21 protein-coding genes are annotated in these 26093 nt (G+C 59.7%); 10 read left to right on the plus strand and 11 right to left on the minus strand.

The window, feature by feature from the left end; translation table 11 throughout:
- Positions 1 to 603 precede the first annotated feature (603 nt).
- Positions 604 to 2217, plus strand: a complete 1614-nt coding sequence (locus tag E4P32_RS10895) for a TIGR04141 family sporadically distributed protein (protein WP_116434183.1) — start codon at positions 604 to 606, stop codon at positions 2215 to 2217.
- Between the two features lie 536 nt (positions 2218 to 2753).
- Here the strand turns inward: E4P32_RS10895 and E4P32_RS10900 are convergent.
- Positions 2754 to 4142 carry a WG repeat-containing protein gene (locus E4P32_RS10900; RefSeq protein WP_158559724.1) on the minus strand — a complete coding sequence of 463 codons (1389 nt, stop codon included), beginning with the start codon at positions 4140 to 4142 and terminating at the stop codon, positions 2754 to 2756.
- A gap of 305 nt (positions 4143 to 4447) precedes the next feature.
- On the opposite strand from E4P32_RS10900, the gene E4P32_RS10905 reads away from it, so the two are divergent.
- Positions 4448 to 5635, plus strand: a complete 1188-nt coding sequence (locus E4P32_RS10905) for a GGDEF domain-containing protein (RefSeq protein WP_158559723.1) — start codon at positions 4448 to 4450, stop codon at positions 5633 to 5635.
- Positions 5636 to 5709: 74 nt separating this feature from the next.
- Here E4P32_RS10905 and E4P32_RS10910 read toward each other — a convergent pair whose 3' ends face one another.
- The 3 genes from E4P32_RS10910 to E4P32_RS10920 form a co-directional block, all read right to left on the minus strand.
- Positions 5710 to 6537, minus strand: a complete 828-nt coding sequence (locus E4P32_RS10910; RefSeq protein ID WP_116434180.1) for a fumarylacetoacetate hydrolase family protein — start codon at positions 6535 to 6537, stop codon at positions 5710 to 5712.
- Positions 6538 to 6756: 219 nt separating this feature from the next.
- Positions 6757 to 7383 (minus strand): trimeric intracellular cation channel family protein, encoded by a 627-nt coding sequence (locus E4P32_RS10915; RefSeq protein WP_116434179.1) that lies wholly within the window; start codon positions 7381 to 7383, stop codon positions 6757 to 6759.
- Between the two features lie 71 nt (positions 7384 to 7454).
- Entirely contained in the window at positions 7455 to 8351 is an 897-nt protein-coding gene (locus E4P32_RS10920; protein ID WP_233526632.1) for a LysR family transcriptional regulator, read from the minus strand.
- Between the two features lie 90 nt (positions 8352 to 8441).
- Between E4P32_RS10920 and E4P32_RS10925 the strand changes: the two genes are divergently transcribed.
- Positions 8442 to 9434 (plus strand): quinone oxidoreductase, encoded by a 993-nt coding sequence (locus tag E4P32_RS10925; RefSeq protein ID WP_116434177.1) that lies wholly within the window; start codon positions 8442 to 8444, stop codon positions 9432 to 9434.
- A 178-nt stretch (positions 9435 to 9612) separates the two neighbouring features.
- Complete coding sequence (locus E4P32_RS10930) at positions 9613 to 10743, plus strand: branched-chain amino acid ABC transporter substrate-binding protein (protein ID WP_158559722.1); 1131 nt, start codon at positions 9613 to 9615, stop codon at positions 10741 to 10743.
- Between the two features lie 15 nt (positions 10744 to 10758).
- On the opposite strand, the gene E4P32_RS10935 is transcribed toward E4P32_RS10930, so the two are convergent.
- Positions 10759 to 11613 carry a D-hexose-6-phosphate mutarotase gene (locus tag E4P32_RS10935; RefSeq protein ID WP_158559721.1) on the minus strand — a complete coding sequence of 285 codons (855 nt, stop codon included), beginning with the start codon at positions 11611 to 11613 and terminating at the stop codon, positions 10759 to 10761.
- A 138-nt stretch (positions 11614 to 11751) separates the two neighbouring features.
- Here E4P32_RS10935 and E4P32_RS10940 point away from each other — a divergent pair, with 138 nt between their 5' ends.
- The 4 genes from E4P32_RS10940 (at position 11752) to E4P32_RS10955 (ending at position 16065) form a co-directional block, all read left to right on the plus strand.
- The gene (locus tag E4P32_RS10940; protein ID WP_116434632.1) at positions 11752 to 13041 is read left to right on the plus strand and encodes a homoserine O-acetyltransferase; all 1290 of its coding nucleotides are present in this window, start codon (positions 11752 to 11754) and stop codon (positions 13039 to 13041) included.
- 132 nt (positions 13042 to 13173) lie between these two features.
- Entirely contained in the window at positions 13174 to 13386 is a 213-nt protein-coding gene (locus E4P32_RS10945; RefSeq protein WP_116434174.1) for a protamine P1 domain containing protein, read from the plus strand.
- 196 nt (positions 13387 to 13582) lie between these two features.
- Complete coding sequence (locus tag E4P32_RS10950) at positions 13583 to 15082, plus strand: M20/M25/M40 family metallo-hydrolase (protein ID WP_116434631.1); 1500 nt, start codon at positions 13583 to 13585, stop codon at positions 15080 to 15082.
- A gap of 104 nt (positions 15083 to 15186) precedes the next feature.
- Positions 15187 to 16065 (plus strand): PhzF family phenazine biosynthesis protein, encoded by an 879-nt coding sequence (locus E4P32_RS10955; protein ID WP_116434173.1) that lies wholly within the window; start codon positions 15187 to 15189, stop codon positions 16063 to 16065.
- Positions 16066 to 16073: 8 nt separating this feature from the next.
- Here E4P32_RS10955 and E4P32_RS10960 read toward each other — a convergent pair whose 3' ends face one another.
- Entirely contained in the window at positions 16074 to 16667 is a 594-nt protein-coding gene (locus E4P32_RS10960; protein WP_116434172.1) for an aldehyde dehydrogenase, read from the minus strand.
- Between the two features lie 312 nt (positions 16668 to 16979).
- On the opposite strand from E4P32_RS10960, the gene E4P32_RS10965 reads away from it, so the two are divergent.
- The gene (locus tag E4P32_RS10965) at positions 16980 to 18659 is read left to right on the plus strand and encodes a methyl-accepting chemotaxis protein (protein WP_233526631.1); all 1680 of its coding nucleotides are present in this window, start codon (positions 16980 to 16982) and stop codon (positions 18657 to 18659) included.
- A gap of 239 nt (positions 18660 to 18898) precedes the next feature.
- Positions 18899 to 20761, plus strand: coding sequence for a dihydroxy-acid dehydratase (gene ilvD / locus E4P32_RS10970; protein ID WP_116434171.1), 1863 nt, complete (start codon positions 18899 to 18901; stop codon positions 20759 to 20761).
- Between the two features lie 99 nt (positions 20762 to 20860).
- Here the strand turns inward: ilvD and E4P32_RS10975 are convergent, their stop codons facing one another.
- From E4P32_RS10975 to E4P32_RS10995, 5 genes are all read right to left on the minus strand, one after another.
- Complete coding sequence (locus E4P32_RS10975) at positions 20861 to 22420, minus strand: GGDEF domain-containing protein (protein WP_116434170.1); 1560 nt, start codon at positions 22418 to 22420, stop codon at positions 20861 to 20863.
- Positions 22421 to 22499: 79 nt separating this feature from the next.
- Positions 22500 to 23495 (minus strand): sensor domain-containing diguanylate cyclase, encoded by a 996-nt coding sequence (locus tag E4P32_RS10980; protein ID WP_116434169.1) that lies wholly within the window; start codon positions 23493 to 23495, stop codon positions 22500 to 22502.
- A gap of 216 nt (positions 23496 to 23711) precedes the next feature.
- Positions 23712 to 24188, minus strand: a complete 477-nt coding sequence (locus E4P32_RS10985; RefSeq protein WP_233526630.1) for a nucleoside deaminase — start codon at positions 24186 to 24188, stop codon at positions 23712 to 23714.
- A 10-nt stretch (positions 24189 to 24198) separates the two neighbouring features.
- Positions 24199 to 24828, minus strand: coding sequence for a flavin reductase family protein (locus E4P32_RS10990; RefSeq protein WP_116434168.1), 630 nt, complete (start codon positions 24826 to 24828; stop codon positions 24199 to 24201).
- Positions 24825 to 25916, minus strand: coding sequence for a BMP family ABC transporter substrate-binding protein (locus E4P32_RS10995; RefSeq protein WP_116434167.1), 1092 nt, complete (start codon positions 25914 to 25916; stop codon positions 24825 to 24827). Before E4P32_RS10995 ends, E4P32_RS10990 begins: the two co-directional genes overlap by 4 nt.
- Positions 25917 to 26093: the final 177 nt, after the last annotated feature.

Raw genomic sequence — 26093 nt, forward strand, 5'->3', positions numbered from 1 at the left:
AATTTTTTAAAATCGTGAATCGCGCATTACTTTCTGTCGAAATTGGTCGATAACCATAATGGACTCAGTTCATCGGTTGAGTACATTTCGGCTGCTGATTTTTCCCAGCATAAATACCTTTGGTTATTATTCCTGTAACGTTAAACCGGTCTCTGATATCGAAAATCCTTGAGCTAGCTGTTCGGCGTTATATCCACATGCAGATAATATTCCCCAGTATGTTGAATTGCATGCAACTGACCCACTTCGTCAGGCGTCAAGCTGCACTGAATAAGGATTTAAGAGGGGCGGACTGGTATTGGATAATCGCGTCGTCTTCGGCAAAGAAAGTTGCGAATAAGAGCCACAAATTTTGAATGCAAGATAAGCCACGATGCAAATATAAACAGTATTTCTTGGAGCGGAAAGGGAGGAATATCTTTGGGTTAGTGTTGGGAGCATTGTTCTGGCTTAGTTATTGGCGATTGTAAGTATTGTTTTTGCCGAAGTGGACAGCGTACGTCCCGGTATATTTTTTATATGGAATTTATTACGCCGTATTTTTTATTTGATACAAAACAAATGAATCAATGTCACTGACGGATTCACCTCAGGGGAGGGCGAATGCAAGAAGTCCTTAGGCGCAAAGAAAAGCTATCCATATATCTCGCTAAGTCATCTTCCTCTTCTGATGAGAAATTAATAAAACTAGAAAATGCTAAGAATCCAGTTGCGCTTCAAATAAAAGAGGGTTCTGCAACTTTGTACGTGAAGCTTGACGTGCCTAGCAAAGTGCCGGAATGGAGCCAGCTGCTAACAGCTAATCAAGACATTCCAGATGGTCTATTCGGGAAAAAGAGTAGCGTAGGAGCTGCGCTGATTGTGCGCGTCCACGGGCGTGTATTTCTGCTGAGTTTCGGAACCGGCTACCACCTATTGAGGGGAGACGGAATAGAGCGAGATTTTGGCTTGCGCGTCACTTTGAATTCTGTGGATCCTGACAAGCTTCGTAGCTTAGACAAAGCCTCTTATGATAGTAATCCGCTCAATTCCAGAACACAAAGCACAAAGGACGCAGATGTATATGAACTCCACATCGACTCCGAGATGGACTTGCTTTACGCCGTGACAGGCACATCAACGATCTCGCTATTTGGGGAGACAATTACAGGAAGGGACGCGTTAACGATCACGCCGGAAATGGTGCTAGATGATTTGCCTGAGATCTTGGAGCAGGCTCTAAGAAAGTACGAAGCGAAATTGCCATTGCAGTTTGATTGGGTAGATAACATCAACAAGGTGAAGAATGACGAGACAATCGCAATTCTAGAGCTGGAGTTAGATGATAATTTATCGAATCCATCCAGGCCATCCACTATATGGATTGGCGAACCGGAGATAGTGGATTGGGAGGGGCATGCGGGCTATTCATTTGAGAAAAATAAGAGATCTGGCCGCCATCCGGTTTTGAAATTGAGTCACTTAAAAGACTATCTATCCGAACATAATCTTGAGTTAACAGTTAACGCTCTAAAAAATATAGACGTTCACGTAAATGATGCGGACTATCACTCTATTAAATCTTGGTCTGCATATCGCTGCATTTATGCCGAGATATCAGTCGGTGAGGAGCGCTACATTCTACGTAACGGTATCTGGTATTTTATCAACCAAGATTTTGTCGCCAAGATTGATGCTTATTTAGCCGACGTAAAAATCTATGAGCATTCCTTACCAACATATTTTCATGATTGCGAATCTGACTACAACATAGACGCTTCTGCTAGTGATAGCTCAATTGAGTTAATGGATAAAAAAAATATTCCAATTGGAGGGCCATACGATAAAGTTGAATTTTGCGATCTGATTAAAGACAGGACAGATCTTATTCATGTGAAATATTATCGAAGTTCTAGCACTCTGAGCCATCTCTTTGCACAGGGCTGCGTGGCATCAGAAGCGTTTATTAGTGATGTAGATTTTAGAAGTCGATTGAATAAACGACTGCCAAAAAAAATGATGCTTTCCAATCCAATCAGTCGTCCAGATCCGCAGGATTACCGAATTGTATTTGCGATTGCTACAGATAAGAATCTTCCGAAAGATCTTCCTTTTTTTTCAAAGGTAACATTGAAGAACTCCTTAAAGACTCTCCGAGCTCTCGCTTTTCAAGTAGAAATAGCTAAGATCGACATTAATTCGGACTTATATCTCAGGAAAAAATTCAAGCCGAACTAGGTCAATTCGCATGCACTGACCCATCTAGAAAATAAAATATTTAACGATTAGAGGCCTGCGGCCGATTTTATTTTCATAGCGTTACCTCAAGATTTCCGTCCCAATTTGCAAACTTGAATCAAAGTTAATCTGCATTAGGGAAAGCCACTATGCGATCTAAAAAATATAGAAGATAGTCGACGCGGAAGCGAAAAGTGATTTGACCGCGAAGAAAATCGCAGCGAATTGCGGGATTGAGAACAGGCGCGATAACAGCGACCTATCACACTGCATATGAGAAGCTCTCGGTGACCACGGTGGGGGCGAAACTGGGGTGGCTGCTAACTCGTTGATTAGGGTAGTCTTTTGATAGTTAGTGTAGAAGACAGCGCGGGAACCCGGATGAACAGTGGGTGTTTTTGATGCTGGGGGGCTTGGGAAGCTTCTGCTCTACCATTGAGCTACACCCGCGTTAGGTGCGGACTATACCGGGTTACGGGTGGTTATTTCTGGCGTTGGAAAATTGCTGGGGGCATTACTGCTGCGGTCGTTTTTCGTTATTCTTTGGAAGACCAAATGGTCTTATTCTTACGAATATCAACAAACCGCTCTGTCCCATCTTCATCCGTCACCGATTTGAAAAGAGCATTTCCTGTACGGTCGAAGTAATCCATGCAATTGCCATTTAGCTTGCGGACAGACAACAGACCATTCTCGAAAAAGGCCAGGTCCTGCGCGTAATTCAATGGTAGAAAAAAATCCCCCTTTGAATTGATTTTTAGCCATCGGCCATTTTTCTTTACCTCAGCAATGCCTTCGTCGAAACGATGTACTTGCTCGTATTGCGCGGCAATGACGATCTTTCCGTCGCCGTCGAGAAATCCCCATTGGCCGTTGGTCTTGAAAGAAATACGATCTTCAGCGCGCCATTCCATGCCTTCATAGACCGGCGGGACAACTATCTTTCCCAGATCGTCAACCAGACCCACTCGGAAGTCTCTGCGGATCATGGTTACTCCATCGCTCCAGATAGAGATCTCCGAGTCGTATTCTGGAGCCAGAATGACGCGCCCCTTGTCGTTCACCAGTCCGTGTTTTCCTTGATATCGAAAATCATATGCGGCGTTGCGCTGTCCGTCGATCTTCGTGATATGTGCCGGATCAGTGATTTCTTGAGGCCAGAGGTCAAGAAGCTGGAAGTCCATGCCTCGTTGAACAAGAATTTTTTTGTCCACTGTTATAGCGATGAAGCCTTCGATGCTACGGGTTTCCATGCCATTGAGATCAAGCAAGAAGGTCCTGTCCTGTCCGTGCGCGACGACTACGCCATTTTCCAGCACCAAGAAAGGGGCGTTGACCGAATAAATCTTACGCGTACGCAGATCAATCCATCCGCTCTTGTCGTTCTCCATATAAATGGCGACGCTGGGGGACTCCACGCGCAGAAAGCCTCCTCCGAAAGACGCCACGTCGAACAACGCCTTTCCTGCCTTATCCATCAAAACCTCGCGATTATCCGCAGTCTGCATCACGGTAAAGCCGTGTCGATAATCCGAAGGAAATATCCCAATTGCGCCATTGGCCGGCCGATTTTTCTCATCCAGGTAAAATGCCACGCCGTTGAGTTGCACAGGCCTCAGACCTTCCGTAAGGGGGGTGATCAGATCAAATTTGATCGGGAGCAACGCGTTCCCTCGCAAATCGACGGTACCGACTTTCCCTTGGTCACGCACGCGTATGACGCCATATTCCAGCCGGATATCGGTTCTTTCATATTTCGGCTCAACAAGGACTTTTCCGCTCTCACTGAAAATGCCCATCTTCCCGCCGCCGCAAAAAGAGTGATAATCCTTCTGCGACTCGCTCGCAATGGCGCCATCGGGAGCGATGCATATCGCGATGACGAAAAAGGCCACGCTGCTGTTAAACAATCTGGAGATGGACATATTTAGGAATAGGGGTGACAGGCAGTCCGGATGATACCGAATCGAGTCAGCGGTCTCAAGAAAAGGCGAGCCGAGTGGAGTTAAGCCCTTGGGCCGGACCAAGGCTGATCGAGAAACTAAGCCGCTAACGGCCAACCTCAGCATCCGCATCTGACTGAGTCTTCTGCCTCAGTGTTCACGCACCACTGATGTCATAATATCGACCCTCAGACATGCATCGCGCATTCCCCGTCACAACCACAGAAAGCACCTCGATGACACGTGCGGCCCAAGAAACCAAGCCAACCAAAACAACATGGGTCAGCTTGCCCGACAGAAAGATCAGCGCCACCCGGATGATCATCGCCTATGTCGTTGGCGTGGCAGTGACGGCGCTGTTGTTCCTGGCGGCGTACTTTCTGCTCGACAACATCATCATCGAACAACGCAGCGCCGCACAGCGCGTTCATGTCGTCGAACAACAGCGCGCGCTGTCGCAACGCATCGCACTGCTGAGCACTGACCTGTACGTTGGCGATACCTCCACCAGCGAGGCCTTGCAGAATGCCGTCAGCCAGATGGAGCGCTTGCAAGATACGCTCAGCGGTAAAGCCGACCCCGCTGCCCGCCAGCTGACTGCGGCTGAACATGAACTGTATTTTGGAGGCAACGCGCCGCTCGATGCCGAGGTCCGCAGCTTCCTGGACGACACGCGCCGCTTCATGACGGCGACCACGATGAGCGCCGGCGACGCGGCCTACAAGGCGCTGCAACACCATTCCCGCGAGTTGCTGTTGCCTGCGCTGGATCGCGCGGCGGCGTTGTTCGCCGGGCAAGCCGATGCCCGCATTGAACAGGCACGCCTGGCGCAACAGGTTTTGCTGGTGCTGCTGCTGATTGTGCTGGCGTTGGAGGCGTTGCTGATCTTCCGTCCCCTGATCACGAAAATCCGCCTCTACAATGCGCACCTCTACGAGATGGCTACCCTCGACCCGCTCACCGGACTCGCCAATCGGCGCCAATTCGATGAATATTCCAACCGCGAATTCCGGCTGGCGCGTCGTACGGCGAAGCCCTTGTCGATGGCAGTCTGCGATATCGATCAGTTCCAGCAGATCAATGACAAGCATGGACGCGCCGTCGGTGATGCCGTGCTGCGCCGCTTCGGCGAACTGGCGTCGCGCATTTTGCGTGACACGGACATCATCAGCCGCGTCGGCGGTGAAGAATTTGCCTTGGCGCTGCCCGTCATGAATCTGCACGGCGCGATGATCATCGCCGAAAAACTGCGTCGCGGCATCGCCGACGATCGCAGCGACAATCTGCCGCCTTTCACCATCTGCGTAGGCGTCGCCGTCAGTGAGCATGGCGACAAGAACATGGACGCTCTCTTGCAGCGTGCCGACAGCGCCTTGCAGATGGCCAAGTCAGAGGGACAGAATCGGATTTCCTGCCTGAACAGGCCGATGACGGAAAAGCCAACGCCCAGCGATGCCGTTCCTCAAGATTCCTGAGTCAGACGGTGTAGCGAAGTGTTGAGGGATGGTCCGACGTAGCTGCTGCTGTCGGCCATCCGGTTGATTTGATGTCAGGCAGTAAACTTCAACGTCATTCCCCGCAGTGCAATCCCACCGAATTCCATATTCCAGGTTTCCCCGGCACTCACCGGGAACGCCGCAGTCAGCGTGCCGGTCGTGATGATTTCTCCGGCCTGAATCGGGCGGCGGATTTCTTGTTTCGCTAGCACGGCGATCAGATGCGCCGTCGCGGCGAGCGGGCTGCCGAGTGCGTTTGCGCCTTTGCCGGTTTCGCGCAAGGCGCCATCACAGAGCAGATCCACGGAGCATGACGCCAGCTGCGTCAACGCATCGCTGCCCAAGCCGGCCAGCGAGGTGCGTTCTCCCACAAACAATCTTCCATGCAATCCGCCATCGGCAATGGTGTCAGGGGCTTTGAACTGCCAGCCTGGATAGTGCGACTGCACGATTTCAAACGCCGGCGCGATCCAGTCTATGCAATCGATCAGCGCGGCGATGCCAGCATCTTCCGGCGGCGCCTTGTGGAAGTGCAGGGCGATCTCGGGTTCGATCTTCGGCTCGGCCAGCTGCGCGACGCTGCATGTTCCCTGCGATCCGGCGACATGTACGATAGTGCGGTCGTACATGTGTCCCCATACCGGTTCCTCCACGCCGTACTTCGCCCACATCGCAGCGTTGGTGAAGCCGATCTTGCGGCCGGCAGCGAGGGCGCCTTGCGCCAGCCTTTGCTGGTGGATCAGGTCGGCGACTTGGTAGGCGGCAGTGACGTCGAAGCCGGGCGCCTGCGTGGTGATGGGCGCGATCTGGCGCGCATGGTCTTGCGCTTGCAGCAGTTGCGCGGCGATGGCGTGCTTGTCGGGAACGTTATCAGTTGTCATGCGGCCGGCTCCGATGGTGGACTATTGATTGTCAGGTTGTTGTATGGCGGACGAACTTGGAGCGACCATTCTGCGCGCGCAGGCACAGCGGCAACAAGAGAGAAGAATTCAGCGGAAGGCGGCTATGCGCGGTGTTTGTTTCAACAGATGAACAGCGCGTCGCCTTTGCATGAAAAAAACTACAGTGCGCCGCGCAGGCGGGTGCTCCGGAGAATGACCTTATTCGAAACCGCGAATGTCCTTGTCGTTGAATTTCGGCAGCGTCCAGTGATAACGAATCGCCAGCAGCCGGAATAGAAATCCCACGCCCAGCGCGCTCAGCGTCGCCACCGACGCATCGACTTCCAGCCACAGCAGGCCGACATACAGCGCCCCCGTGACCAGCGAGACGCTGGCATAGACTTCGCGTTGCAGCACCAGCGGGATTTCGTTGCACAGCACGTCGCGCAACAGGCCGCCGAAGACGCCGGTGATCATGCCGAATATCACCACCACAAAAGGATTGAAATGCGCGAAGCCGCGTGCGATGTCGCAGCCGATGATGGTGAAGGCGACCAGGCCGAGCGCGTCGACGATCAGGAAGGCCGATTTGAAATGATGCATCTTGCGCGCCGCCACGGCGGTGACGACGGCGGCGCAGATGGTGAAGGCGAGATATTCAGGATGCGCCACCCATCCCAGCGGATAGTAGCCGATCAATATGTCGCGCACGGTGCCGCCGCCCAATGCGGCGACGGTACCGATCAGGCAGATGCCGAACAGGTCCATCTCGCGGCGAATGCCCATGATGGCGCCGGACATGGCTTCGGCGGAGATGGCGATCAGGTAGATGGTGTATAGCAGCATCGGCGTCGGCCTCGTTTTGTCATTGTCAAAGAATACCGGAGATGCCGATTCTGTATCTCTTTAGTTCGAATTCACGCCAGCAAATCCTGCCGCTCCTGCACGATCTCCGCCACCAATTCGGCGATGCGTTGCACGCGTGGCGAGCGGCGCAGGTCGGGATGTACGGTGAGCCACAACTCGCGCTGCCACGGCGGCTGGCCGCTGTCGAACTCCGTCAGTTCGGCGTCGCCGCGCGCGATGAAGTGCGGCAGGATGGTCAGGCCGAGGCCGGCGCGGCAGGCCTGGTGCAGCAGCGAAAAATCATTGGCCGTCATGACATACGGCGCACCGTCGGCGTACTGCGCCAGCCAGGCCTGGTGCGGACCGCCTTGCAGCGCTTCGCCGTAGCCGATGAATTCACGTTTGCTGCGCGCCGTGCGCTTCCAGCGCGCGTGGCCGTACAGGCCGTAGCCGGCGTTGCCGAGACGGCGCGCCATCAGGCCGGGATCGTCCGGACGCGACAGCCGCAACGCCAGGTCGGCATCGCGCCGGTGCAGGTTGGCGGCGCGGATTTCACCGACCATGTCGAGTTGGATGCCTTCCCAGCGCTTGTGTTGCTGCGCCATCAATGGCATCAGGAAATGGCTGGTCAGGGCCGGCGGCGCCGACAGCCGCACCGTGCCCTGCATCGCCGTCATGCCTTGCACGGCGCGGCCGAAGGCGTGGGCTTCGAGCTCGATACGTTCGGCGGCGTCGAGCAGGGTCTTGCCTTCGTCGGTCAGTTGCCAGCCGCGCGGCAGGCGGTCGAACAGGCGCAGCTGGATCGCGCCTTCCAGCGCGCCGATGCGGCGCGACACGGTCGAGTGTTCCACCGCAAGTTCGCGCGCCGCCGCCGACAGGCTGCCGCCGCGCGCAAGGCTGAGGAAATAGCGCACGTCGTCCCACGACAACTGCTCGGGCGATATGGCTGGTTTCGATGATTTTTGCACAGGACTTGCGCCTAAATAGGGAATTCCGTTCGATTTTGCACGAAGTTATTCTGAGCGTCCACCTTCCTCATTCTTCACAGGAGCACAGATATGACCGCAGCCACCGCAACTACCACCGAGCTTATCGAACTGACCGCCTATGGTGACGCCGCAAATTTCAAACTCGTTGCGCGCACCTTGCCGCCGTTGGCTGCGGGGGCGGTGCGCGTGCGCCAGCATGTCGCCGGCGTCAATTACGTCGACGTCTATCAGCGCATCGGGCGTTATCCCTTGCCTTTGCCGGCGGTGCTCGGTGTCGAAGGCAGCGGCGTGATCACGGCGGTCGGTGCGGGCGTGGACGCGTCACGCGTCGGCCAGCGCGTGGCGTGGTCGGCCACCAACGGCAGCTACGCGCAACTGGTCGACATTGCCGCCGAACGCGCCGTTGCGTTGCCTGACAAGGTCTCGTTCGAGCAGGGCGGCGCCGGCCTGTTGCGCAGCATGACCGCCTACCTGCTGCTGAATCACTATGGCCGCTTGCAGCCCGGCCAGACGGTGCTGGTGCATGCTGCTGCCGGCGGGCTTGGCCTGGTGCTCACGCAATGGGCCAAGGCGATGGGCGCGCGCGTGATCGGCACCGTCAGCAGCGACGAGAAGGCAGCGCTGGCGCACTCGCGCGGACTCGACCAGGCGATCAACTATCGCGAGCAGGATTTTGTCGCTGCGGCGCGCGAGTACACCGGGGGCCGCGGCGCCGACATCGTCGTGGACGGCATCGGCGGTGCACATTTCCTGCGCAGCATCGAAGCCACGCGCAGCGGCGGCATGGCCGTCACCATCGGCTCGATTTCGGGCGAAGGCGCACCGGCCGAAGCATTGGCGGCGGCGCAGTTGCGCGGCGTGTTGATGGAGCGCCCGAGCATCCTGTCCTTCATCAAGGACCTCGCTCAATATCGCCTCGCGACTGCCGCCGCCATGACGCGCCTGGAGGCCGGATTGGTCATCGACGTCGCCGGCCGTCTGCCGCTGGCGCAGGTTGCCGAGGCGCATCGTTTGCTGGAGGCAGGCGCGGCGCAGGGCGCGTTGTTGCTGGAGATGAACTGACCGGCGCGGATACGACCACGCAGTTGTGGCCGCCGCGCCACGCTGTGCGGCGATGTAGTGGCGGAACAGGAGGAGCAATACCACGCTCATTGTCGTAAAGACAATGGAGGCGCGCGCGCACAATCGATCGGTCATCAATGACGCCGTCGCCTTTGAGGCGTGGGAGCGGGGGGATCCGATGAAACTGAGCATCTTGTTGCCGGCGCTCTGCCTGGCTGTTGCAGCGCATGCCCAACCCACCGGCGCGAACGAACAGCTGGTGCTGGTCGGTGTCGCTGCGCCGCTGACATCGCCGCGTACGGAGAGCGGCATCGCCGCCGTCCGGCTGGCCTTCGACGACGCCAACCGCCGTGCCATCCGCATCGGCGGCAAGCAACTGGTGTTCCGCTTGCTGGTGGAGGATGACAAGGGCGACGCCCTGTTCGCTGCACCCATCGCGCAATATTTCATCCGCTCCAAGGTCGTGGGCGTGATCGCTCATTGGAACAGCGGCCCCAGCATCGCCGTGGCGGAGCTCTACAGCGCTGCCGGCATCCCGCAGATCCCGATCGCCACCACCAGCAGTCGCTTTACGCGCGATGGCTTGCGCACCACTTTCCAGATCCAGGGGCACGACGGCATAGGCACTGCGCGCCTGGCGGAATTCGTCGTACGCAATCTGCAGGCCGCACGGATTGCGGTGATCGAAGACGGTACCGCTTACGGCACAGACTTCGCCGATTCCTTCGTCTCCGGCGTCAGGCGCGCAGGCGGCAATGTCGTCAGTCGCGAGGCCATCAGCAGCAAGACGTCCGACTTCAATCCTGCATTGACCAACGTGCAAAAGGCCAATGCCGACGTCATCGTGTTCGGCGGCGTCGTCACACAAAGCGCCTTGCTGGCGCGCAGCATGTTGCGGCGGGATATGAGCGTACGATTGGTGGCCACCGGCGGCACTGCGACCGGCCTGTTCCTGCAACTGGCCGAAGGCGTCGAGCGCAATGTGTGGGCATTGGAAACCGGCGCGCCGCGCGAGCGCCTGCCGGGATGGCGCGAGTTCAACGACAAGATGCGCGTGCATTTCAAGGGCGAGATTTCGCACTACGCCCTGTTCGCCTACGATGCGGCCAATGTGCTCATCGCCGCCATCCAGAAAGCCGGCTCGCTCGACCCGAAAGCCGTCACCACCGCCTTGCACGAGATCCGCTATCCCGGATTGACCGGCATCGTCTCCTTCGATGCGAACGGCGCGCTGATCAATCCGGCTTACACGATCTACCGCCTGGAGCAGGGCAAATGGTCGGTGGAAAAAGTGCTGCTCGAAAAATAACCCGCCGGACCAAACTCAACCTGCGCGCGTGAGGCGCTGCAAACCGCGCCACGTCGCCTGCGGCGACAGGCGCACCGGGTGCTCGATCTGCGCCGCTTCGATGCACAGCATGCTTGTCCAGTCCTGCGCCGGCATGTCGCCGAGCTGGGCCGCCTTGGCCGGACCCGGATTCCAGATCACGCTGTCGGCGAAACCTTGCTGCTCGATCTGCAGGAACGGCTTGCCGTCCTGCTGCAGCACCAGCGCGGCCGGCGGCGCCCAATAGATGTTGTCGGTTTCGTCGGCGATGCGCAGCACGCTGCCGTCATGAATTGCCTCGTCGTTACCAACGGTGGTGTCGGTGAAGCGCGCGTGGCCGAGTTGTGCGACGCCGGCATTGCGCACGTCGGGCGTGGCCAGGTAGGTGTGCAGCGCGGTGGTGAAATCGAAGGCGCTGTCGCCGGTGTTGGTGACGTTGAGCGCGACGCTGACCCAGCCGGCGCCGAGCTCGACCTGCAACTGCAAGTCGAAGCTGTGCGGCCACAAGGCGCGCGTGGCGTCGGAATCCGACAGCGACAGGCGTGCATAAGCGACGTCCTGGTCGGCGCCGCTCAATACATCGCCATCGACCTGCCAGACCAGATTGCGCACCAGGCCGTGCTTGGGCAAGGCGCCGCGTCCGGAAAATTGCGGGAAGCAGACCGGCACGCCGCCGCGGATGGAAGCGCCGGTTTTGAGCGAAGGCTCGGGTGTGCAATACAGATGCTCGCGGCCGTCGGCGGTTTGCCATGACAGCAATTGGGCGCCGTACAGGCTGATGACGGTGCTGTCGCCATGCGCGTTGTGCAGTTGCAGAAGACCGGCGACGTCGGGAAGTTTGGCGATAGGCAAGGGAAGTCTCCGTAATGAAAGCATGAATGCAAGCCCGTATTTTTACACATGGGTGGTTGTGGCGTGCCGGAGCTTGTCGTAAAGTGGCTGCTCCGCATTTTCCGCGCCTGCATCATCAAACAATCCGGAGACGATTTCATGACCCTTGTTCGCCGCGCGTTCTGCTCATGGACTTTTTTTGCTGCACTGTCGGCCGTGTCCGGCACCGCGTTTTCCACGCAGCAATTGCAGGCGCGGCAACCGCAGCCGCCGCTGTCACAACCACCGCAATCGTCGCAGCAGCAAGCGCAACCGGCACAATCGGCGCAGCACAGTGCGGCGCCGTTGCCGCTGGTGATCAAACAGGTTTTCACGCTGCCGTCCTACACCACCGTCGGCGGCCAGGAAATCCGCAACGTGCGCGTCGGCTATGAAACCTACGGCAAGCTCAATGACACCGGCGACAACGCCATCTTCGTCGCACACTTCTATTCGGGCACCTCGCACGCCGCCGGCAAATACAAGGACAGCGACGCCGCGCCCGGCTACTGGGACAGCCTGATCGGTCCCGGCAAGGCGATCGACACCGACAAGTATTTCGTCATCAGCGCCGACACGCTGGTCAACATCAACACCAAGGATCCGATGGTGACCACCACCGGTCCGGCCTCGATCAACGCCGCCACCGGCAAACCGTATGGCATGAGCTTCCCGGTGGTGTCGATGCGCGATTCGGTGCGCGTGCACAAGCAACTGCTCGACAAGCTCGGCGTGCGCCAGCTGGTGGCGGCGGTGGGCGCCTCCGGCGGCTCCATCCAGGCGATGGAGTGGGCGGCGCTGTATCCCGATTTCGTCAAGCGCGTGGTGCATGTCATCGGTCCCGGATTCGACATCAGTCCTTACGTGATCAGCCTGCTTGACGTCTGGTCGCTGCCGGTGCGGCTCGATCCGAAATGGCGGCAGGGCGATTACTACGGCACTGGCGATCCGGATGACGGTGTGGCCGCCGCGCTCAAGGTGGTGACGGTGCAGACGCGCCACTGGGACTGGGCGCAGGCGACGTTCGGCTATGCCCCGGCTGATGCCGGCAAGCCGCCCGGCGCCGCCATGGGCAACCAGTTCAAGATCGAAGCGACGCTGGATGCCGGCGCCCGCGCCCGCGCCAAGGTGGCCGACGGCAACAGCATCATCTACATGTCGAAGGCGAACCAGCTGTACCACCTCAGCGACGACGAGGTCAAAGGCATCAAGGCCAAGATCCTGTTCATCCCGAGTTCGACCGACCTGGTGTTCCCGCTCAAGCTGTCGTCGGAGGCGCTGCAGCGTTTCAAGAAACTCGGCGGGCGGGGCACCTTGTATTTGCTGCAAGGTCCGGGCGGGCATCTGGAAGGCGTGCTCAACATCGACAAGGCCGCCGGCATGATCGAACGCTTCATCAACACGCCTTGATCCTGACGAGCTTCGGGTTTACAAATCTTTAAATCGTTTTACCTGAAATGACGCCTGCGCGGGTTTCGGTCCGCGCAGCGAATGGCTATGCTGAACGCAGAAGAATTATCAACAACCTGCAGGGAGTCAGCCATGAGCATTTCATCCGTCACCTCGTCCTACAGCAACGCCATTTACGACAACGTCGTTGCGCCTGTCAAAAACGCCGTTGCGAAAGTCGGCGATGAAATCAGCGACACCGTCGACACCGCAGTCGACGCCGTCAAGTCTGCGGCGCACACCGTGGCCGATGAAGTGTCGGACGGCTTCAAGGCGATCGGCAGCATCATCGATACATCAGCTTAAAATTCGGCTTAAAAAGAGGATGCGCAGCGATAGCAGTCGATGCGCATCCGTGAATTATTTTCAATGCGGCGGGAGCGGCGATTTCTGTATGATGTGGCATCCATTGCCAAGAGGAAATCCCGTGAAAAATCTGTCCCGCCGTTCGCTGTCCGCTTCTTTCTCGTTCTCTTTGTCCGCTGCCTGTATCGCCGCAGCGATGCTGTGTTCGGCACCGCTGCAGGCCGCTGAAGTCAGTGCCGCGCAAACCGCTGCCGCCGCCAAGGGCACGTTCAAGGAATGGGTCGAAGCGATTGCCATCCCCAACGATTCCATCGTCGCCGCCGACATCCAGCGCAACACCGCCTGGTTCGAGCAAGCGTTCCAGCGTCGCGGTTTCCGCACGCGCCAGCTGGCCAACGACGGCAAGCCGATGCTGTTCGCCGAACTGCCGGGTAACAAGGCCGGCGCCACTACCGTGCTGTTTTATGCCCACCTTGACGGCCAGGCAGTGACGCCGTCCGAGTGGCAACAGGAAAGCCCGTGGAAGCCGACGCTCAAGCAACGCAACGCCGCCGGTCAGTGGGAAGCGCTGCCGATCGAGCAACTCTACGGCGCCAATCCAAATCCGGAATGGCGCTTGTTCGGTCGCGCAGCGGCTGACGACAAGGCGCCGATCCTGATGATGCTGGCCGCCTTCGACGCGCTGAAGGCGAGCGGCGTGACGCCGTCGGTCAACGTCAAGATCATCCTCGATGCGGAAGAAGAAAAAGGTTCGCCCTCGCTGGGCAAGGTGATCGACCAGAACCAGGCACTGCTCAAGGCCGACCTGCTGGTGGTGCTGGACGGCCCGATGCATGCCAGCAATCTGCCCACGCTCGTGTTCGGCAATCGCGGCGTGGCGCAGGCCACGCTGAAGGTGTTCGGCCCGCGCCAGGATAGCCACAGCGGCCACTACGGCAACTACGCCGCCAACCCGGCGCAGACCATGGCGCGCCTGCTGGCGTCGATGAAGGATGACGACGGCCGCGTGACGGTCGCCGGTTACTACGATGCAGTCAAACTCGACGACGAATCGCGCCGCGTCATGCGCGCGGTGCCCGACGATGAAGTCGCGCTGCGCAAGCGGCTCGGCATCGCCCAGGCCGAGAAGGTCGGACAGAACTATCAGGAGGCGATGCAATACCCGACGCTGAACGTGCGCGGCATGCAGGCCGCTGACGTCGGCGCCAAGGCGCGCACCATCGTGCCGGGTGAAGCGATCGCCGAGCTCGATCTGCGCACCGTGCCCGAGACCGATCCGCAAGTGCTGCTCGGCCTGGTCAAGGCGCACATCGAGAAGCAGGGCTTCCACCTCGTGAATGGTCAGCCCACCGACGATGAGCGTGCGCGTTATCCGAAACTGGCCTCGTTCGATTACGCCCGCGTGTCGGCGTCCAGCATGGCAGTGCGCACCGATCTCGCCTCGCCGATCGGCAAATGGCTGCGCAGCGCCTTCGTCAAGACCTATGGCAAGGAGCCGGTGCAGATCCGCATGATGGGCGGCACCGTGCCGACCGGCGCCATGGTGGGCGCGCTGAAGATTCCGTTCGTGATCGTGCCGCTGGTGAACGCCGACAACAACCAGCACAGCGCCAATGAAAACATGCGTCTGGGCAACTACATCGACGGCGTGCAAAGCCTGACCGGCATCCTGACCGAACCGTTCCCGGCAAAATAGCACGCGCAGGAACCGATATTTGGCGAAACAGAACATCGTCGCCATGCAGTATTTTGTGGTTGCGCTAGAATCCCCTGAGGTTCACATACTTCGGGGGATTCATTTTGCAGGTCGACGCACAGATCGTTAACGCCTTCATCGATGGCGCAGCCGGTGGCAATCCTGCCGGCGTTGTTCTCGACGCCGATGCACTCACTACCGAACAAAAACTCCACATCGCCCGCCAGCTCGGCTTGTCCGAGACCGCTTTCGTGTCGTCCTCGCAGAGCGCCACCGTCAAGCTCGAATTCTTCACGCCGACGCGGCAAATCCCGCATTGCGGCCACGCCACCATCGCCACCTTCTCGCTGCTGCACAAGCTCGGCGTCATCGGCGAAGGCAATTTTTCCAAAGAGTCGATCGACGGCAACCTCGATATCCTGATCGCCGGCGAGATGGTGTTCATGGAGCAGCGAGCACCCCAATACCGCACGCTTGATGCCGGCTCCGGACTGGTTGAACGTATTGCCGCTTCGCTTGGGCTCGCACCCGGGCAGCTTCACGCCGACCTGGCGCCGACCGTGGTGAACACCGGCAACGCCTTCCTGATCGTACCCCTGCCGGATGAGCAGACGGTCTCGGTCGCGCGCCCTGACGCGTCGCTGATTGAGGCGCTCAGCAATGAACTCGACGTGATTGGTTATTACGTGTACTCGGACATGACCACGGTGAGCGGACGCCATGCCGGCGTGCGCATGTTTTCACCGCGCTTCGGCATTCCGGAAGAGTCGGCCACCGGCACCGCAGCCGGACCGCTGGCGTGCTACCTGCACGACCACGGCGGCGTGAAGGATTGCGAAATCATCATCGAGCAGGGCTACCTGATGCAGCCGCCCTCGCCGAGCGTGATCAAGGTCAAGCTGACCGTGGCCGATGGCCGCATCACGCAGCTGATGGCAGGCGGCACCGCTAAGGCGACGCGCCTGATCAGGCTGGACGTATAAAAATCTTCTTATTTGCTCTGCTCGATCTCGAACATCAATCCCTGCTTGATGATCTCCGCCGACAATAAGCGCTGGCCGATGGCGATCGTCATGCGCTGACCGGGATTGTTGATGGCGTTGTTGACCAGGCGCTTGATCTGGTCGGGCAGCGTGGCCTTGTCGCCGTCGGTGAGGATGCGCGCCGCCGTTTCGGCACACAGGAAGAATTCATCGCGTGCGCCTTCGGTGCGGCTGGCCAGCAGGACGCCGATGGTCTTGAGGTCGCCATCCTTGGCCAGGCTGCCGATCAGCGAGGTTTGCGCCGGTCCCACCTGAGTCTGGAAGCTGTGCTTTTCACCGCCCTTGTGCAGTTGCGTGACGTCAATCGCATACAGCGGCGCCATGCGCGCGGCGTTCTCATCCTTGCGATCTTCCAGCACGTCGCGCACGCTGCGGTTGAATTTGGTGGCGAACAGCGTCGGTGAAATCTCCAGCGATTTTTCGGCGCCGGCCTGGGCGCTCAGCTTCTCGTCGACCGAACGGTCGCAGGCGCTCAGCAAGGCCAGTGGCAGCACTAAGGTCAGCAGTACTGTGGTGCTGCGGTGGATGATATTGTTCTTCATGATTTCCCCTCGTCGAATATTCTTCTTTCCTGCCGTCATTATGTCTCCGCTTTGCCACGGCGTCGCTGCGATAAATCAAAGCACGAGCGTAGGCCTGTGATATCGTCATGCCCGCGTGTGCCGCGCCGGCAAAGACTTTCCGCCCGGTAACGTGCCATGCGCAAGCCGGACTATTTCGGCTCCAACTCAAGCATACTCAAAAATTCCGGATTCTGTTGCTGAGAATAAACACGCTTTTCCGCGTGGCATGGAACGTGCTCGATCTTGGACTCAACTAAATTCAATCAAATCGTTTGTCGATGGGGAATCAGCGTGCGCGCTTTGCATAAACAAAAAATAGGGGTACGCCTCGGCCTGGGATTCGGGCTGCTGGCGTTCATGTTGTCGGCCATGGCCGTTTTTTCGCTGCTGCGGCTTGAGGCTATCCTCGACACCGTCAAGTATGGCGACCAGGTCCAGGCGGAGAAATTACAGCCGCTGTACGTCGCGCGCGAAGCGCTGGCGCAGACCGGACTGGCGGCGCGCAACGCGTTCATCTTCACCGACAACGGCGATGCTGCGAAGGAACTGGCGATCCTCGATGAGCAAAAGGCGATCTACCTGGCCGCACTCAAAACGATGACGCCCGCGTTCAAGGGCGATACCGGTTTCGACAAGGTCAGCGGCGGCCTGCTCAAGATGGCGGAAGAACTGAATCGCCCGCGCAAGTATCGCGAGGCTGGCCAGATGCAGGAGTTCGGAGAATTCCTGGTCAAGGAATGCAGCCCGCTGCGCCGCCAGATCGTGCAGGACATGGGCGCCCTCATCAAGACCACCGAGCAAGCCGTGGCCGAGGCCAGCAAGAATTCGGACCGTCTGTTCGATCGTTCCATCGCATGGATTGCGGGCATGACCATCGCCGCGCTGCTGATCGGCGTCGCGGTGGCGGTGCTGATCACGCGCGGCCTGCTGCGCCAGCTCGGCGGCGAGCCTGACTACGCCGCCGAGATCGCCGACCATATCGCCAAGGGCGACCTCGCCATCGAGATCCGCACCAAGGACGGCGACCAGTCCAGCCTGCTGGCCTCGATGAAGGAAATGCGCGACAACCTGGCCCACATCGTCGGCGAGATCCGCGAAGGTGCGCACACCATCGCCGCCGCCTCCGGTCAGATCGCCTCGGGCAACGCCGATCTCTCGGCGCGCACCGAAGAGCAGGCCGGCTCGCTCGAAGAAACCGCTTCCGCCATGGAGGAGCTGACCGCCACCGTGCAGCGCAACGCCGACAGTGCGCACCAGGCCAATGAACTCGGTGCGACCGCGTCGACGGTTGCCGAAAAGGGCGGCAGCGTGGTCGGCCAGGTGGTCGAGACCATGGGTTCCATCAACGCGTCGTCGCGCAAGATTTTCGACATCATCAGCGTCATCGACGGCATCGCTTTCCAGACCAATATCCTGGCGTTGAACGCCGCCGTCGAAGCGGCGCGCGCTGGCGAGCAAGGCCGCGGCTTCGCCGTGGTCGCCTCCGAAGTGCGCAGCCTGGCGCAACGCTCGGCCGCCGCCGCCAAGGAAATCAAGGTGCTGATCGACGACTCCGTGCACAAGGTCGAAAGCGGCACCGAGCTGGTCGAGCTGGCCGGCAGCACCATGGGCGAGGTGGTCGCCAGCGTCAAGCGCGTGACCGGCATCGTCGAGGAAATCAGCGTCGCCAGCCAGGAACAGCGCCACGGCATCGTGCAGGTCAACGGCGCCATCACGCAGATGGATGAAGTGACCCAGCACAACGCCGCATTGGTCGAGCAGGCCGCCAGCGCTGCGCGCTCGCTGCAGGAACAGGCCGAGGCGCTAACGCGCGCGGTCAGCCTGTTCAAGCTGGCGCATGGCGGTGTGATCGTGGGCGAGATCAACGGCCGGGTGCTCAACGCCGTCGACATGCCGCGCCTGGAAGGTGGCCGCCTGGCCATCGCACACGATGGCGTCGTTGCGGGCAAGGTCAGGCGCCTGTCTCGCTGATTGCCTCCGCCGCAGCAAAAAGCCGCAACCGTCTTTGTGACCGTTGCGGCTTTTTTATGGCGCGCGGACCGCAACCGCGGCATATTCTTTGATATCCAATACGAATTACAGGCTATCGAATCATATATTGGACAACTTGTTCCCCACACGGCACTCTTGCGCACTTGATTCGTCAATCCGCCGATTCTTGATCTGCTTTCCGATTAATTTCCACCCTGCATTCTGAGGAGACACCCACCATGCCCGTCTATCGTTCCCGCACCACCACCCAAGGCCGCAACATGGCCGGCGCCCGCGCATTGTGGCGCGCCACCGGCATGAAGGACGGCGACTTCGAGAAACCGATCGTCGCGGTGGTCAACTCGTTCACGCAGTTCGTCCCCGGTCACGTGCATCTGAAGGACCTGGGCCAGCTGGTGGCGCGCGAGATCGAAGCATCCGGCGGCGTCGCCAAGGAATTCAACACCATCGCCGTCGACGACGGCATCGCCATGGGCCACGGCGGCATGCTGTACTCGCTGCCGTCGCGCGACCTGATCGCCGACTCGGTCGAATACATGGTCAACGCCCACTGCGCCGACGCCATGGTGTGCATCTCCAACTGCGACAAGATCACGCCCGGCATGCTGATGGCGGCCATGCGCCTGAACATTCCTGTGGTGTTCGTTTCCGGCGGTCCGATGGAAGCCGGCAAGGTGGTCAAGGTCGTCAACAACGACCGCAAGGTGATCAAGCTGGACCTGATCGACGCCATGATCAAGGCCGGCGACAGCACCGTGTCGGACGCCGACGTGGCTGAAATCGAACGCTCCGCCTGTCCTACCTGCGGTTCGTGCTCGGGCATGTTCACCGCCAACTCGATGAACTGCCTGGCCGAAGCGCTGGGTCTGGCGCTGCCGGGCAACGGCACCATCGTCGCCACCCACGCCGACCGCAAGGAACTGTTCCTGGGCGCCGGTCGCCTGATCGTCGAACTAGCCAAGCGCCATTACGAACAGGACGACTACTCGGTCCTGCCGCGCAGCATCGCCAACAAGGCCGCGTTCGAAAACGCCATGGCGCTGGACGTCTCGATGGGCGGCTCCACCAACACCGTGCTGCACTTGCTGGCCGCCGCACATGAAGCACAGGTCGAATTCACCATGGCCGACATCGACCGCATCTCGCGCAAGGTGCCGTGCCTGTGCAAGGTCGCACCGATGACCGACAAGTACCATATCGAAGACGTGCACCGCGCCGGCGGCATCGTCGCGATCCTGGGCGAACTGGCGCGCGCCGGTTTGCTCGACACCTCGCTGCCGACCGTGCACAGCAAGACCATGGGCGAAGCGATCGAAAAATACGATATCCGCATCAGCAGCGATGCGGCCGTCCACAAGCTGTTCCGCGCAGCGCCGGGCGGCGTGCCGTCGCAGACCGCGTTCTCGCAGGCCGAGCGTTACGAGCACGGCGACCTCGACCGCAGCGCCGGTTGCATCCGCGATATCGAGCACGCCTATTCGAAGGACGGCGGCCTGGCGGTCCTGTACGGCAACATCGCTGAAAAGGGTTGCATCGTGAAGACCGCCGGCGTGGATGAAAGCATCCTCAAATTCTCCGGCAAGGCGCGCGTGTTCGAGAGCCAGGACGCGGCAGTCGAAGCCATCCTCGGCGACACCGTGCATGCCGGCGACGTCGTCATCATTCGTTACGAAGGTCCCAAGGGCGGCCCGGGCATGCAGGAAATGCTGTACCCGACCTCGTACATCAAGTCCAAGGGTCTGGGCAAGGCGTGCGCGCTGTTCACCGACGGTCGTTTCTCGGGCGGTTCGTCCGGCCTGGTGATCGGCCACGCTTCGCCGGAAGCGGCCGAAGGCGGCGCCATCGGTCTGGTGGAAGAGGGTGACATGATCGACATCGATATCCCGGCGCGCACCATCAACCTGCGCGTGACTGCCGACGACCTGGCGCAACGCCGCGCCAAAATGGAAGCACTCGGCCATGATGCATGGCAGCCGCTGGGCCGCGAACGCGTGGTGTCGCAGGCCTTGCAAGCCTACGCTGCGCTGACCACATCCGCCGATCGCGGCGCCGTGCGCGACCTGTCGCAACTCAAGCGCTGAGCCATTCAGCACTGAGCAGCAATGAGTAACTGACCCGCATCCAGCCACGACATTTCATGGCGCGGATGCGGGCAGTGCAGTCAATCCCAATTTTTATTTTCAGACGGGCTCAGGCGCGACGCAGACCCGGTTGCGTCCTTGGTTCTTGGCCTGGTACAAGGCCAGGTCGGCTTGCCGGATCAGCGTCTCCGGCACGTCGCCGGCGCGCACCGGCGTGAGCGCGTCGATGCCGGCGCTGACGGTGACGTTGCCGATCGGATTGCCGGCGTGCGTGATATTGAGCGCGGCGATCTTGCCGCGCAACTCTTCGGCGATCTGCAATGCCGTGGCGACGTCGGCGCCGGGCAACAGCACCGCCAGTTCTTCGCCGCCGTAACGCGCGGCCAGATCGCCGCTGCGGCGCGGCACCGCTTTCACCGCCCGGCCGATCTGGCGCAGGCATTCATCCCCGGCGGCGTGACCATACAAATCGTTGTACTGCTTGAAGCGATCGACGTCGATCAGGATCAGCGCCAGCGAACTGGCGTTGCGGGTGGCGCGGCTCAATTCTTCCTGCAAGGCCAGATCGAAATGGCGGCGATTGGCCAGTCCGGTCAAGCCGTCTTCCAGCGCCAGCCGTTGCAAGGTGGCGTTGAGTTCATTGAGTGAATCGCGCGCCTGGCGCAGCGAGATTTCCGTCTTCGCGCGCAGGCGGATCTGGCGCACCAGCCGCCAGCCGAGAAAGGCCAGCGTCAGCACCAGGATGCCGATGCCGCAGGCATGCATCACGGTATCGCTGACCCAGCCGGCCAGCACTTCATCGCGCGACAGCGCAGCGAAAATGAACAGCGGGTAATGTTGCAGATGTTCGTAGGCGGTCAGGCGCACTTCGCCGTCCACCGCCGATTTCATGGTCAGCAGGCCGGAAGTGTTCTGGGCGATATGGTCGCGATAGATCGGCAGGTCGACCATGCTGCGGCCGACGTATTTTTCGTACAGCGGCCGTCGCACCAGCGTCGTGCCCGGGTTGGTGCCGAGGAAGATCACACCCTTCTTGCCGATGTCGAAGGTGTCGTAGAACATGCGGAAATATTCCAGGTCCAGCGCCGCCATGATGACGCCCGCGAAGCTGCCGTCGGCGTGGTTGACGCGACGCGAGACGGTGATGATCCAGGTGTTGGTGGTGCTACTCTTGATGAGCGCACCGACATACGCATCGCGTGTGGGGTGGTCGCGATGATAACGAAAATAGTCGCGCTCGGAGACGTCCAGCTCCGCATACAGCGGGGTCGAATCGATCACCAGGCGGCCGCGTTCGTCGCAGGCAAAATAGGCATGGATCTGGCCCAGCGTGGTGGCGCTCTGGCCCATCAGCGAGGCCAGCTGCTCGCGGCTCGCGGGAGTGTAGCCCTGATTCTCGACCAGCTTCACCATGCTGATCAGCGATACGTCTGCCGATTTGAAAGTGTCATCGGCGTGGCGGCGTATGGCGCGCGCCACATTGGTCAGTGCGACGCTGCTGTCGGCCAGTTGCTCGCGGCGTGCGGCGCCGAGCTGGACCAGGTCGACGATGATGAACAAGGCGCACACCAGCAGAATGAAAGCGATCGCCAGATTGGCGACGGCGGCGGGTTTGCGCGCGCCGGGTTCCGGCTGCGGCTCAGTGACGCCCAGATTCATGCAGCTCTCCCCGGTAGTGAAGATGGCACATGATACAAGAACGGCTGTGGCCGCATGGGGAAACGGAGAGAGGATCCGCTCAGTGGCGGTATTTGCGCTGCAGCGGCAACAACATGTCGAGCAGCGCGGCGAAGGCGCCGCTGCCGCTGCGGTGATGGCCATGCTGCTTCTTGTCTTCGTACATGCGCGCATCGGCGCGTTGCATCAATTCAGCGATCGAGGTGGCGGCGTCGCTGTCGACGTGGCCGACGCTGTAACACAGCTTGTAGGGGCGTTTGGCGCTGCGGTTATGCTGCTTCACTGCTTTTTCCAGGAAGCGCAGCGCAACTTCGGCCTGTTGCTTGCCGGTGTTCGGCAGCAGCGCCGCAAACTCATCGCCACCGAGGCGGCCGACGATGTCGGACTGGCGGAAACTGCGTGACAGGATCGCGCTGAAATCCTGCAGCGCGCGATCGCCTTCGGCATGGCCGAAACGATCATTGATCTGCTTGAACAGGTCGAGGTCGAAATAGAACAGCGAGACCGGCTTGTCGAGTCGTTTGCACAGGCTCAGCGCCTGCTCCGACATGGCTTCGAAGCCGCGCCGGTTGGGAATGCGGGTGAGTTCATCGACGGTCGCCAGTTCCATGGCGAACAATTCCTGCTCGGCCATTTTTGCCAGATCGCGCAGCAGCGCCTGGTCGTCGTCATCGAAGGCGCGCGGCTGGTCGTCGATCAGGCACAGCGTACCGAGCTGATCGCCGTTGCCGACCCGGATCGGGCAGCCGGCGTAAAAGCGCACGCGGGATTCGCCCATACGCAGCGGATTGCCCTGGAAGCGCTGGTCCAGCACGGTGTCCTGCACCACCAGCATATCGGCGGCGGCGAAGGCATGGCGGCCGTCATCGTGTTTTTGCAACGGCCATGGACGATGCGCCTCCACCAGGCTCACGAAGGCAACCGGCACGTTGAACAGCCGCTTGGCCAGACGTGTCAGGCGCTCGAAGCGCAGTTCCGCCGACGAAGCGAGCAGGCCGAATGCATGTGATGCGTTCACTTGATAAAAATCATGCGGCGACATATCAGGCATCTTCATGGGCGTGGACTCGATTCATGGCAACGGGCTAATCAAACTGGTCTTCTGCGCAGCCTGTTTAGCAACATTCTGAGCAGAAGGTATTCCCGGTAACGACAGGCTTGCCGTTTTCTGAAGCGAGACGGATGAAATTTACACTTGTAGCGATGGCATGTTTTTACGGAAATATTTTCAATAAGAAATTATTTTTCCTCGTGAAACGAAAGTATGAAGCAGTCAATCCGGCACAAAACGCTGCAGCACAGCAAACGCTTCATCGCCCATCAACGGCCCGTCCACCATCATTGCCGGCGTGGCCGAGGCCAGCACCTCGGCGCTGCGCAACGGCAGCAGCGGGCCGCCCAATGCTTCGGCGATCTGCGCGGTCGAGGCGGCATACACGACACGCTTCACGCCGCCCCAGAACATCGCGCCGCAGCACATGGCGCAGGGTTCGCCGCTGGCGTAGACGGTGCTGCCGCGCAGGGCGCCGAGGCCCAGCTGTTTTTGCGCGGTGCGCACCAGCACCATTTCGGCGTGGCCGGTGCAATCGGCGGCACTGTTCTGGTTGTTGGCGGAGATCAGCAGGATCTCGCCCTGGGCCGATACCAGCGTCGCGCCGAAGGGCATGTCGCCGTCGGCCAGCGCTTCCCTTGATGCTTCGATGGCCAGTCGCATGGCCTTGTTGTCGCTGTCGTTGAATGTCATGTTCATTTTATTGTTCTTACATTTCGTCGATGGGAGTGGAACTGGCCTGCGCCTTCTCCAGCGAAAACCGCTCGCTGGTCTTGACGTAAAAACTGGCGCCGAAACGGCCGACCGGGTGGTAGTCCTGCAAACGCACGCGCCACAGTTCGGTGTCCACCAAGCCGTCGCGCGCCGCCAGCCATTTTACCCGGCCGATGAAAATGTAGCGGCTGGCGGTCTCCAGCTTCTCGTGCAGCACGCATTCGAAGGCCACCGGCGCTTCGGCGATGCGCGGCGGCGCGACGCTTTGCGACGGCACCGCATGCAGGCCTGCATGCGCTAGTTCGCTCACGCTCGACGGCAGCGCGTCGCCGCAGGCATGCATCTGTTCGCACATCGCCTCGTCGGTCAGGTGCACCACGAATTCGCCGGTGCGCAGGATGTTGGCGGCGGTGTCCTTGAGGCGGCCGTCGTGAAGGCGATTGATGCTGACCATCACGATCGGCGGATCCTCGCCGAGCATGTTGAACATGCTGAACGGCGCGGCGTTGATGGTGCCGTCTTCGCCCAGCGTGGTGATCAGCGCGATCGGCCGCGGCACGATCAGGCTGGCCATCAGTTTGTAGCGCTGGTAGACGCCCAGCGCCGAGAAATCGATTTCCGTCATGGTTGTTTTCCTTGTATGCCTTCCACGTACCACTTCATGGTCCACAGCTCGGACTCGGGCACGGCCTTGCCGGCGGCCACCTGCAGCTGCCCGGCCTGGTTGTTGATGGGGCCGGCGAACGGTTGCAGCGTGCCGGCGATGATGGCCTTGCGGCGTTGTTCGACCAGCGCGACGACGTCCTTGGGCAGCGCGGGATTCAACGGCGCCAGCTGCACGATGCCTTCCTTCATACCCCATTTCGTATCCTCCGATTTCCACTTTCCTTCCAGCACCTGGCGCACCTTGTGGACGTAGTACACGCCCCAATTCAGGACGTTGCCGGTGAGGTGCGCGTCGGGGCCGAAACGCGTCATGTCCGAGTCCTGGCCGAAGGCGTACAGCTTGCGGCTTTGCGCCACCTGCACCGGCGCCGGCGAGTCAGTGTTCTGGTACAGCGTATCGACGCCCTGCGCCACCAGCGTCTGCGCGGCGTCGCGTTCCAGGCCGGGGTCGTACCAGGAGTTGATCCAGACTACTTTGGCCGTCACTTTTGGATTGACGCTGCGCGCCCCGAGCACGAAGGCGTCGAGGTTGCGGATCACTTCGGGAATCGGGATCGGCGCGACGTAGCCGAGCGTATTGGTTTTGGTCATGCGGCCGGCGATGGTGCCGAGCAGGTAGGCGCCTTCGTAGAAGCGCGTCTGGTAAATGCCGACATTGCGCGCGCTCTTGTAGCCGGAGCAGTGTTCGAAAATGACGTCGGGATATTCCGCCGCCACCTTGATGACCGGATTCATGAAACCGAACGAGGTGGCGAAGATCATCTTGCAGCCGTCGTCGATCAGCTGGCGCATCACGCGTTCGGCTTCGGGGCTTTCCGGCACGCGTTCGACAAACACGGTTTCAATACGCGCACCGAATTCGCGCTCGAGCATACGGCGACCCAGATCGTGCTGGAACGACCAGCCGATGTCGGCGACCGGGCCCGGATAAATAAAACCGATCTTGAGGCGCGGCGCGCTGGTGGCGGCCATGACCGGTGCGGACAAGGTTGACAGGGCGGACAGCGCGGTTGCGCCCGAGGCGAGCAGAAATTGACGACGTTTCATGGCGGAAGGCTCCTTGCATGGATGGACAATGGTCGGGGCGGGGGGGGGCGCCCTTGAATTGTATACATGCAAATTAAGTGCCAGCCATTATAAGTATTTAACTAATTGATTTATATATAGTTATTTGTATATATTAAATTGTATACATTTGTTGATTTTGGTGCAAAAGACGTGTTT

The organism is Herbaspirillum sp. 3R11 (genome assembly GCF_004563925.1).
Taxonomy (GTDB): Bacteria; Pseudomonadota; Gammaproteobacteria; order Burkholderiales; family Burkholderiaceae_D; genus Herbaspirillum.

Coding starts and splice junctions, on each gene's coding strand:
- E4P32_RS10895 (WP_116434183.1), top strand. CDS start 604: ATGCAAGAAGTCCTTAGGCGCAAAGAAAAGCTATCCATATATCTCGCT.
- E4P32_RS10900 (WP_158559724.1), bottom strand. CDS start 4,142: ATGTCCATCTCCAGATTGTTTAACAGCAGCGTGGCCTTTTTCGTCATC.
- E4P32_RS10910 (WP_116434180.1), bottom strand. CDS start 6,537: ATGACAACTGATAACGTTCCCGACAAGCACGCCATCGCCGCGCAACTG.
- E4P32_RS10915 (WP_116434179.1), bottom strand. CDS start 7,383: ATGCTGCTATACACCATCTACCTGATCGCCATCTCCGCCGAAGCCATG.
- E4P32_RS10925 (WP_116434177.1), top strand. CDS start 8,442: ATGACCGCAGCCACCGCAACTACCACCGAGCTTATCGAACTGACCGCC.
- E4P32_RS10930 (WP_158559722.1), top strand. CDS start 9,613: ATGAAACTGAGCATCTTGTTGCCGGCGCTCTGCCTGGCTGTTGCAGCG.
- E4P32_RS10940 (WP_116434632.1), top strand. CDS start 11,752: ATGACCCTTGTTCGCCGCGCGTTCTGCTCATGGACTTTTTTTGCTGCA.
- E4P32_RS10945 (WP_116434174.1), top strand. CDS start 13,174: ATGAGCATTTCATCCGTCACCTCGTCCTACAGCAACGCCATTTACGAC.
- E4P32_RS10950 (WP_116434631.1), top strand. CDS start 13,583: ATGCTGTGTTCGGCACCGCTGCAGGCCGCTGAAGTCAGTGCCGCGCAA.
- E4P32_RS10960 (WP_116434172.1), bottom strand. CDS start 16,667: ATGAAGAACAATATCATCCACCGCAGCACCACAGTACTGCTGACCTTA.
- ilvD (WP_116434171.1), top strand. CDS start 18,899: ATGCCCGTCTATCGTTCCCGCACCACCACCCAAGGCCGCAACATGGCC.
- E4P32_RS10975 (WP_116434170.1), bottom strand. CDS start 22,420: ATGAATCTGGGCGTCACTGAGCCGCAGCCGGAACCCGGCGCGCGCAAA.
- E4P32_RS10980 (WP_116434169.1), bottom strand. CDS start 23,495: ATGAAGATGCCTGATATGTCGCCGCATGATTTTTATCAAGTGAACGCA.
- E4P32_RS10985 (WP_233526630.1), bottom strand. CDS start 24,188: ATGAACATGACATTCAACGACAGCGACAACAAGGCCATGCGACTGGCC.
- E4P32_RS10990 (WP_116434168.1), bottom strand. CDS start 24,828: ATGACGGAAATCGATTTCTCGGCGCTGGGCGTCTACCAGCGCTACAAA.
- E4P32_RS10995 (WP_116434167.1), bottom strand. CDS start 25,916: ATGAAACGTCGTCAATTTCTGCTCGCCTCGGGCGCAACCGCGCTGTCC.